The sequence below is a fragment of the Geoalkalibacter sp. genome, from assembly GCF_030604225.1.
GTDB lineage: Bacteria > Desulfobacterota > Desulfuromonadia > Desulfuromonadales > Geoalkalibacteraceae > Geoalkalibacter.
In genome coordinates, this window is record NZ_JAUVWH010000125.1 from 1 (window position 1) to 9,129 (window position 9,129).

General features: G+C 64.6%; 14 protein-coding genes. 5 read left to right on the top strand and 9 right to left on the bottom strand.

Annotated elements, in window-relative coordinates; translation table 11 throughout:
* The 8 genes from QAT43_RS12320 to QAT43_RS12355 form a co-directional block, all read right to left on the bottom strand.
* Positions 1-469, bottom strand: a 469-nt coding sequence (locus QAT43_RS12320) for a 6-phosphofructokinase (protein ID WP_305043380.1), incomplete at its 3' end; no start/stop codon positions are given.
* 97 nt (positions 470-566) lie between these two features.
* Positions 567-1,514: a thioredoxin-disulfide reductase gene (trxB, locus tag QAT43_RS12325; protein ID WP_305043381.1), complete on the bottom strand. Its 948-nt coding sequence runs from the start codon at positions 1,512-1,514 to the stop codon at positions 567-569.
* A complete protein-coding gene (lipA, locus tag QAT43_RS12330) occupies positions 1,486-2,379 on the bottom strand; it encodes a lipoyl synthase (RefSeq protein WP_305043382.1) in 894 nt (297 codons plus the stop codon). The genes trxB and lipA overlap by 29 nt, the downstream gene beginning before the upstream one ends.
* A complete protein-coding gene (gene lipB, locus QAT43_RS12335; protein WP_305043383.1) occupies positions 2,357-3,031 on the bottom strand; it encodes a lipoyl(octanoyl) transferase LipB in 675 nt (224 codons plus the stop codon). The genes lipA and lipB overlap by 23 nt, the downstream gene beginning before the upstream one ends.
* Positions 3,032-3,050: 19 nt before the next feature.
* Positions 3,051-3,242: a ferredoxin gene (locus QAT43_RS12340; protein ID WP_305043384.1), complete on the bottom strand. Its 192-nt coding sequence runs from the start codon at positions 3,240-3,242 to the stop codon at positions 3,051-3,053.
* 15 nt (positions 3,243-3,257) lie between these two features.
* Positions 3,258-3,416, bottom strand: coding sequence for a rubredoxin (rd, locus tag QAT43_RS12345; protein WP_305043385.1), 159 nt, complete (start codon positions 3,414-3,416; stop codon positions 3,258-3,260).
* A 155-nt stretch (positions 3,417-3,571) separates the two neighbouring features.
* Positions 3,572-4,237 (bottom strand): isoprenoid biosynthesis glyoxalase ElbB, encoded by a 666-nt coding sequence (gene elbB, locus QAT43_RS12350; protein WP_305043386.1) that lies wholly within the window; start codon positions 4,235-4,237, stop codon positions 3,572-3,574.
* Between the two features lie 101 nt (positions 4,238-4,338).
* Positions 4,339-4,932, bottom strand: coding sequence for a helix-turn-helix domain-containing protein (locus tag QAT43_RS12355; protein ID WP_305043387.1), 594 nt, complete (start codon positions 4,930-4,932; stop codon positions 4,339-4,341).
* 184 nt (positions 4,933-5,116) lie between these two features.
* Here QAT43_RS12355 and QAT43_RS12360 point away from each other — a divergent pair, with 184 nt between their 5' ends.
* The 5 genes from QAT43_RS12360 (at position 5,117) to QAT43_RS12380 (ending at position 8,784) form a co-directional block, all read left to right on the top strand.
* Positions 5,117-5,857 (top strand): HAD family hydrolase, encoded by a 741-nt coding sequence (locus QAT43_RS12360; RefSeq protein WP_305043388.1) that lies wholly within the window; start codon positions 5,117-5,119, stop codon positions 5,855-5,857.
* A 117-nt stretch (positions 5,858-5,974) separates the two neighbouring features.
* Positions 5,975-6,244: a hypothetical protein gene (locus QAT43_RS12365; protein ID WP_305043389.1), complete on the top strand. Its 270-nt coding sequence runs from the start codon at positions 5,975-5,977 to the stop codon at positions 6,242-6,244.
* Complete coding sequence (locus tag QAT43_RS12370; protein WP_305043390.1) at positions 6,245-7,240, top strand: RluA family pseudouridine synthase; 996 nt, start codon at positions 6,245-6,247, stop codon at positions 7,238-7,240.
* 63 nt (positions 7,241-7,303) lie between these two features.
* Positions 7,304-8,101, top strand: coding sequence for a peptidoglycan editing factor PgeF (gene pgeF, locus QAT43_RS12375; RefSeq protein WP_305043391.1), 798 nt, complete (start codon positions 7,304-7,306; stop codon positions 8,099-8,101).
* A gap of 32 nt (positions 8,102-8,133) precedes the next feature.
* Positions 8,134-8,784 (top strand): response regulator, encoded by a 651-nt coding sequence (locus QAT43_RS12380; protein WP_305043392.1) that lies wholly within the window; start codon positions 8,134-8,136, stop codon positions 8,782-8,784.
* 119 nt (positions 8,785-8,903) lie between these two features.
* Here the strand turns inward: QAT43_RS12380 and QAT43_RS12385 are convergent.
* Positions 8,904-9,129: hypothetical protein (locus QAT43_RS12385; protein ID WP_305043393.1), on the bottom strand; the 226-nt coding region annotated here is incomplete at its 5' end.

Sequence of the window (9,129 nt, forward strand, 5' to 3'; positions counted from 1 at the left end):
CCATGGTCTTGGGGATGGCCACCACCTTGACGCCTTCCTCGTGCAGGCGCTGGGCGTAGCTCAGGGTGTCGTCGCCGCCGATGGGGATGAGAAAGTCGAGGCCGAGAAATTCGATGTTGCGCAGCACATCGGGGGTGACGTCGTTGATTTCGGCGGTGTATTTGTCGCGCAGGTGCGGCGGCAGGTTGGATTTGGGCAGATGACTGGGCCGGGTGCGCGAGGTGTGCAGGAAGGTGCCGCCGGTGCGCCCGGCGCGGTTGACCAGATCCTTGGTCAGGACTTGGACGTTCTCGCTGTTGTCGGCGTCGCGCTCGGGGATCAGTTCGACCAGCCCCGCCCAGCCGCGGCGGATGCCGAGCACCCGGTAGCCTTCGCGCAGGGCGCGGATGGTGATGGCGCGGATGGCCGGATTGAGGCCGGGCACATCGCCGCCGCCGGTAAGAATGCCGATGGTGCCTTTGCTGCTCATGGAGAGCCTCCCTGAAATGAGAATGTTTTTGGTCTTCACAAAATCAATTAGATGCGCCGTTCGCGTCCCTCGTTCCGCGTTCCGCATTCCTTGTCGTTCAATCCTCCCCCAGAGTGTCCAGGTAGCGCTCGGCGAGCATGGCCGCCATGCAGCCCGAGCCGGCGGCGGTGATGGCCTGGCGGAAGTTGGGGTCCTGCACGTCACCTGCGGCGAACACGCCGGGGATGTTGGTCTCGCAGCCGTTTTTGGTGAGGAGGTAGCCGTCCTGGTCCATGTGCAACTGGCCCTTGAACAGCTCGGTGTTGGGCGTGTGGCCAATGGCGATGAACAGGCCGTCGCAGGAGAAATCCTCCTCCGCGCCGCTGTGCACGTCGCGCAGGCGCACGCCGTGGACGCCGCGCTGCTGGTCGCCGTGAATGGCCACCACCTGGGAGTTCCAGCGAAAGCCGATCTTTTTATTGTCCATGGCGCGCTTCTGCAGGGGCGGCGAGGCGCGCAGCTCGTCGCGGCGGTGCACCACGGTGACGCGCCGGGCAAAGCGGGCGAGGAAGGAGGCCTCTTCCATGGCGGTGTCGCCGCCGCCCACCACGACAATGTCCTTTTCCTTGAAGAAGAAGCCGTCGCAGGTGGCGCACACCGAGACGCCGCGCCCGTAGAGCTCCCATTCGTTGGGCAGGCCGAGCATCTTGGGCGAGGCGCCGGTGGAGATGATCAGGGTCTTGGTCTGGTAGCACTCCTCATCCAGCCAGATGCGAAAGGGCGTCTTGGTCAACTCGACGCGACTCACCTCGCCTTCGAGAAACTGGGTGCCGAAGCGCTCGGCCTGCTGCTGCATGCGCGCCATCAGTTCGCCGCCGTCGATGCCTTCGACAAAGCCGGGATAATTCTCGATGACGGTGGTGGTGGTGAGCTGGCCGCCGGGCTGGCGGCCGTGGATGACCAGGGGGCAGCAGCGGGCGCGGGCGCTGTAGATGGCGGCGGTGAGGCCCGCCGGGCCGGAGCCGAGAATCAGGGTTTCAAGGGGACTTTTGCAGGTTGCGGGCATCGGCGGCCTCCTCGAACTGGTGTTCGGCGTGATAGGACGAGCGCACCAGGGGGCCGGCCTCGACATGGGCGAAGCCGAGGGCGAGGGCGTCCTGGCGCAACTGCTGGAATTCATCGGGGTGCAGGTAGCGGATTACAGGATGATGGGCGCGGCTCGGCGCCAGGTACTGGCCGAGGGTGAGCCGGGCGCAGCCGACGCGGCGCAGGTCGGCGAGCACGGCGAGGATGTCCGCGCGGCTTTCGCCCAGCCCGAGCATCAGCCCCGATTTGGTCGGAATGTCCGGCGCCTGGCGGTAAGCGGCGGAGAGCAGGTCGAGGGAGCGTCGGTAGTCGGCGCCCTGGCGGGCCTGGGGATAGAGGCGCGGCACCGTTTCGAGATTGTGGCCGAGCACGTCGGGCGCGGCGGCGAGGATCAATTCCAGGGCGGCGTGGTTGCCGGCGAGGTCGGGAATCAGCAGTTCGATGCGGCAGTTCGGGGCCTGGGCGCGGATGTCCTCGACCAGGCGCGCGAACTGGGCGGCGCCGCCGTCGGGCAGATCGTCGCGGGTGACGCTGGTCACCACCGCGTGGCGCAGGCCCAGTTCAGCGATGGCCAGGGCGACGCGGCGTGGTTCGTCGGTATCGGGAGGCCGGGGCGTGCCGGTTTGGACGTTGCAGAAGGCGCAGGCGCGGGTGCAGAGGTTGCCGAGAATCAGGAAGGTGGCGGTGCCGCGGCTCCAGCACTCGCCCTGATTGGGGCAGGCGGCGCTGCGGCACACCGAATGCAATCCCTGCTCGCGGTGATAGCGGTCGATGCGCGCCCAGCCCGGCCCCTGGGGCAGGCGCACCTTGAGCCAGTCGGGTTTAGATCGCTGGGGCAAGCTCATGGGCGCCGGCATTCTCCAGGGCAAAGGTGGCGGCAAAACTTGCGATCAGGGCGTCCTCGACATCGCCCGGCGCCAGGGCGCGGCCGCATTCCGCGCTCAGGGAGGTGAGGGCCACGCCGTTGATCCCGCAGGGGACGATAGCGGAGAATCCGGCGAGATCCGGCGCGACGTTGAGGGAAAGGCCATGCCAGGCGACCCAGCGGCGCACGCCGACGCCGATGGAGGCGATCTTGCGCCCCTTGACCCAGACCCCGGTCTTGCCGCTCAGGCGCTCACCGGCGACGCCGAAGCGGGCCAGGGTGCGGATGATCGTTTCTTCAAGGCGGCGCAGGTAGAGGTGCAGGTCGCGCCCCAGGGCGTCGAGATGGACGATGGGATAGGCGACCAGCTGTCCCGGTCCGTGCCAGGTCACGTCGCCGCCGCGACTCACGCGGTGCAGTTCGATGCCGTGCCGCGCCAACTCGTCCTCGCCGTGCAGCACATGCCGGTCGTCGGCGCCGCGCCCCAGGGTGATGGTCGGTTCATGCTCCAGCAGCACCAGGATGTCGGGTCCGCCGTCCAGGCGCCGCGCGATCAGTTGCTCCTGCAAGGCGAGGCCGGCCGCGTAGGCGAGCCGGCCGGCCCGCAGGATTTCAAAGGTGGAACGAGACATCGGGCGTCCCGGCGGCCGGTCAGTCTTCCCAGGCAATGCAGTTGACCGGACAGTTGTCGATGGCATCCTGGATCTTGTCCTCGGGCGCCCCGGTGGCGTTATGCACCTCGGCCACGCCGTCGGCATTCAGGCGAAAGACTTCGGGAACCAAGTCGACGCACAGGTTGCAGCTGATGCACGCCTGCTGGTCGACGACAGGTGTTCGGGCCATGGGCGTCTCTCCCGTTCAGATCTTCTCGAAGTTGCTCTTGTCGGCGCCGCACAGCGGGCAGACCCAGTCGTCGGGCAGGTCGGCAAAGGCGGTGCCCGGCGCGATGCCGCTGCCTGGATCGCCTTCGGCGGGGTCGTAGATGTAGTCGCAGATGATGCAGCGGTACTTGTCCATGGGTGCAGGTCCTCCTGAAGAATAGGGATTGGGGATGAGCGGGGCAAAAAACGTTTCTCAATTCTAGACGATTTGCCGAGGCTGGCAAGGGGCGTAAACAAAAGGCGAACGCCGCGGCGCTCGCCTTTTGTCCATAAGCTGGAGGCGCGTGGCGCTCAGGCCATTTCCAGCAGCACCCGTACGGTCTTCTCGATGCCCTCGGCAGCCTCGCTGATGCGTCCGGCGAGCATGTAAGCCGGGGTGGAGACGATCTTGTTCTTTTCGTCGACGACGAATTCGCTCACCGGGCAGGCGACGTGCTGGGCGCCCATGGTTTCCAGGGCCTGGGCGGTGCCCGGATCGGTGCCGATGGTCAGCTTGTGGGCGAGCTTGTCGTTGCCGAGCACCCGCGCCACCAGGGCCGGGGCGATGCACACCGCGGCAAGGGGCTTTTTCGCCTGCACCACCTCGCGCACCAGGCGCGCCACATCGGGATTGACGTCGCACTCGGCGCCCTTGACGGCGAAATTGCATAGGTTCTTGGCCGCGCCGAAGCCGCCGGGCAGGATCAGGGCGTCGATCTCGGACGCCTTGACCGTCGCCAGGTCGCGGATCTTGCCGCGGGCGATGCGCGCCGCCTCGACCAGGACGTTGCGCTTCTCGCCGCCGGCGACCTCGCCGCTGAGATGGTTGACGACATGCAGCTGCTCGACATTGGGCGCCATGCACACAGCCTCGGCGCCGGCGCGGTCGATGGCCAGCAGGGTGATGACCGCCTCGTGGATCTCGGAGCCGTCATAGACGCCGCAGCCGGCCAGAACGACACCAATCTTTTTCGCCATGGTCTTTGTCCTCCTTGTCGCAAAAGTCCGAAAAATCCGCTGTGTCCCAGGAATTAAAAACTATAGACGAGGCCGATGCCTTGTCAACCTCACCTCGATGCTCATTCCTTGGAATAGAGCACCGCCACCGCCTGGGTGCGCCCCGGCGAGCGGGCCACGTAACCGTGGGGTTCGGAGGAGTCGTAGTAGACCGAGTCGCCGGGCTTCATGACCAGCACCTGCTCGCCATAGTGCAGCTCCAATTCGCCGCTGAGGAGAAAGAGAAATTCCTCGCCCTCGTGGCGCACGAACAGCTCGTCATGCCACTGGCCCTCCTCGAATTCGACGAGAAAGGGCTCCATGTGCTTGTGTTTGAGGCCGTAGGCGAGGGAATGATAGGTGTAGGGCGGCGCGGGATGGTCGGGCAGGTGGCGCCGCTGCAGGCGGCGGCGCTGGTCGGCGCGCACCAGGATGCATTTGTCGGTGTCGCCCTCTTCCTCGAAAAAACTGTGCAGGCCGACCTTGAGGGCCTTGGAGATGCGCAGCAGGGTGGCCAGGGGCGGGATGACCTGATCGTTTTCGATCTGGGAGATGAGCGGCTTGGAGAGGCCGGTGGCATCGGAAAGGGCCTGCAGGGTCAGGCGTTTTTCCTGGCGCAGCCGGCGAACCTTGAAGCCGATCCGCAGTTCCTTGACTTCATCGCGAATATTGTCCATGGGGTCTTGTCCTCGGCGCCGGAGCTGGAATTTTTTTGTACTGTGCCCCCGGATATCCGTCAAGAAAATTGTCTCATGAGTCAGGGCGCCGCGTATTTTTGTGCCTTGGCCGTTTCCTCCGGGGGCGTTCCTCTGCTAGGATGGGGCTTTGTGTGTTGCAAACCGCGAGGAATGGATCCTTCCCATGACGGCACAAGCCCCAGTATCTCCGTCCGGCCTGCGCGCCGTGCTCTTCGATCTCGACGGCACCCTGCTGCATGTCGAGATGAACAGCTTCATCCCCGCCTATGTCCAGGGTCTGGCGCGGCATTTCACCGATTTCGCGCCGCGTTCCCGCTTTGTCGACACGGTGATCAAGGCGACCTTTGCCCTGCTGCACGACGACAGCGCCGCCGAGACCAACCAGACCCTGTTCCTGCGTGCCCTGGAGCGGCATCTGGGCATTGCGCCGGATCAGTTTGAAGAGCGCCTGGGTGCTTACGTTCAAGACGGCATGCGCGGGCTCCAACCCCTCATCGAACCCCTGGGATTGGCCCCGGACATTCTGGAACTGTGCTTCGCGCGGGGCTGGACGGTGGTCATCGCCACCAATCCCGTCTTCCCCCGCGAGCTGGTCGAGGCGCGGCTGCGCTGGGGCGGGCTGGATGCCTACCCCTACCATCTGGTCACCAGCTATGAGAATACCCGCTTCTGCAAGCCCCATCCCGGCTACTTCCGCGATATCCTCGAGACTTTCGATCTCGCGCCGGAGCAGTGCCTGATGGTGGGCAACGATACGGAACACGATCTGGCCGCCGGCCAGGTCGGCATCCCCACCTGGCTGGTCGATACCTGGCTGGTCGATCGCCTCGGCGGCGGCTATCGGTACGACTTTCGCGGCGACCACCGAAACCTGCTGCAATTTCTGCGTGAGGCCCAGGGTTGAACTCCTGGGACGTGGTAAATTAATTGACACAAATGAAGCTTTTCGTTAAGATTTGGGCTGTTCGATCACTATCTGCCGCGCGGAGGACTCAGGAACCGCGCGACGCGGGGAGGCAATATGCCCAGACTTGTTGACAATCCCGATCTTGCCTTTCGCCTGGCACGCGCCATCGTCTCGGACATCGCCCTGTATAATCAGGACAAGGTGGCGTCCGGCATCCGCAACGACAATCTGTTCGATGTTCTCGCCGAGGAACTCGAAGAGGGGCGCGAACATTTCCACACCCGAGTCTCGCCCGACCTGACCCATCGCGATCATCTCTACGACCGCGCCATTGTCGACGTGATGGTCAAGCAGGCGGGAAAAATTGAAAGCGCCATCTGGTAAATGCCGATCACCCATATCCTGACCTTCCCCGCGCCGAGCGCCGCCCAGCGCCTCGACCAGTTTCTTGCCGACCAGCTTCCTGAGCTCTCGCGTTCCCAGGTGAAAAAACTGATCGAGGAGGGCCGGGTTCTCGTCGACGGCCGCGCCACCAAGGCCGGAGAAAAACTCAAGGGCGGCGAGAGCTTGCGGGTCGAGGTGCCCGATCCCGCGCCCGCCGAACCCCAGGCCCAGGACATTCCCCTGGACGTGCTCTACGAGGACGCCCATCTCATCGTCGTCAACAAACCCGCCGGGCTGGTGGTGCATCCCGCCGCAGGGCATGCCGAGGGCACCCTGGTCAACGCCCTGCTGCACCACTGCGGCGATCTGGCCGGTATCGGCGGCGAGTTGCGCCCGGGCATCGTGCATCGCCTCGACAAGGAGACCTCCGGGGTGATGGTGGCGACCAAGAACGACGCCGCCCATCAGCATCTCGCCCAGCAGTTCAAGGTGCATTCCATCCGCCGCCAATATCTGGCGCTGGTGCACGGCCTGGTGCAGAACGACGAGGGCGTGATCGACCGCCCCATCGGCCGCCATGCCGTGGAGCGCAAGAAAATGAGTAGTCGCGCTCCGCGCGGGCGCCGCGCCGTGACGCGCTGGCGGGTGCTCAAGCGCTACGACCGCGACCGCCTGACGCTGCTCGAACTGACCCTGGAAACCGGCCGCACCCACCAGATTCGCGTGCATTTCTCCGATCTCAACCTGCCCCTGGTGGGCGATGCGGTCTACGGCAGCAGCGGGCGTACCAACGCCCTCGGCGATGTCGAACTGCGGCGCTTGGTGCAGAAGCTCGGCCGCCAGGCCCTGCATGCGCAACTGCTCGGTTTCGTCCATCCGGCAACGGGCGAAACGGTTGAATGCCAGGCGCCGCCGCCCGCCGATTTTCAGGCGGTTCTCTCCTTTCTCGACGGCAAGTACCTGATTGAAAACCAGGGTGCTGAAAGCCAGGGTTGACCTTCCCCGCGACAACCTTTAATCTTGCACCCATAAAATCCTCTCCGGAGACACTCGTTCTTTATGAAACTGGCCCGTCAAGGCAAGCTCAGTTACCTGCAACCCGCGTGGACCCTGGACGCCAAGGTGGTGGCGGGCTTCACCACCCGCAACGGCGGAGTCAGCCGCGCGCCCTTCAATTCCCTCAATCTCGGCTTCAACACCGAGGATCCCCTGCACAACGTCGAGGCCAACCGCTCGACCCTGGCGCGCAGCTTCGAGGTGCCGCCCCATCTGCTGCTCACCGCGCGCCAGGTGCACGGCACCGATCTGCTGGTGCTCGACGAGCCCAATCCCGACCTGTCCCACTTTCTCCAGGTGGAGTGCGACGGGATCATCACCAACCAGCCCGGCATTCTGATCGGCGTGCTGGTGGCCGACTGCTACCCCGTGCTGCTGTTCGATCCCTTCGCCAAGGCCGTCGCGACGATCCACGTCGGCTGGCGCGGCGCCGCGGCGGGCATCCTGACCAAGGCGGTGCGCTCCCTGGGCACCCTGTTCGGCAGCCGTCCGGAACAGCTGCGCGCCGCCATCGGCCCCGGCATCGGCGCCCACAAGTACGAGGTCGACCGGCCGGTGCGCGAGGCCTTTCGGGGCAACAATCACGACTGGGATGCCATCGCCGAGGAGAAGGCCCTGGGCAAGTGGCGGCTCGATCTGCGCAAGAGCTCTCAGCTGGAGTTGGAGCGCGCCGGTTTGCTTCCCCCCCATATCGAGGCGGCCGCCGAGTGTACCTGCTGCCATCGCGAACTGCTCTTTTCCCATCGCCGCGACCATGGCCACACCGGCCGGCAGATGGGTTTCGTCATGCTTCCCGAGTGAAGGCCGACACCCTCAAGCCCTTGGAGGCAGACATGGACATCAAGGTTCTCTTCGCCGACGATCACCAGGTGTTTCACGACTGCGTCAAGGCCCTGTTCGAGCCCCATGAGTGCATCCGCATCATCGCCACCGCGAGCGACGGGCGCGCCACCGTCAAGCTCGCGCGGGAGCTCAACCCCGACGTGGTGGTCATGGATTTGTCCATGCCCCTGCTCAACGGTATCGACGCCACCCAGCAAATCCTGGCGGAGAATCCCGACGCCAAGGTGCTGGTGCTCTCCAGCCACAAGGATCGCAAGACCATCGTATCCGCCATCAAGGCCGGGGCGCGCGGCTACATGGTCAAGGAAGCGGCCATCGGCGAGTTGATCCAAGCCATCGAGGCGGTAGCCGCCGGACGCATGTACCTGAGTTCCCACATCATCGACAAGGTGCTTGACGCCCTGCTCGTCGAGGAGGGTAGCCAGGAAGAAACCTCTCCCCTCGATCGGCTCTCCACTCGTGAACGGGAAATCCTGCAGCTTCTCGCGGAAGGGAAAAACGCCCGCGAAATCGCCAAGATCATCAGTCTCAGCCAGAAAACCGTCGAATCCCACCGCCAGAATCTCATGCAGAAACTCGGCGCCGAAACCATCTCCGATCTGACCCGCATCGCCATCCGCGAAGGGCTGACGACCCTCTGAGGTCGTCGACTCCGGCCCTCCCGCAACCCTTCTCCTCCTTTTCCTGACGCATTTTCAGGTTTTTTCCGGCAAAAATCAGGTTTTTCCTGATGGTCAGAATTTTGGGAAAAGAGTATTGTTTACGCCGGACGCAACTGTTTCAGCGCCGGTGCGAGCCGACGTTTGAATTTAGACGACGTGAAGGAGGGACCCGGTTTTTCGGAACCGGACGAAAATTTGCCGTGACTGCTTTTGGCCTGGTCGGAGTTATCCGCCCAGGCCGTTTTTTTTTCAGGGAGGCGATGCCGGGTTGGGCGAGGCGGCGGGCAGGCTGTGCAGAAAGTCTGCCCAGGCTTGCCAGTAGAG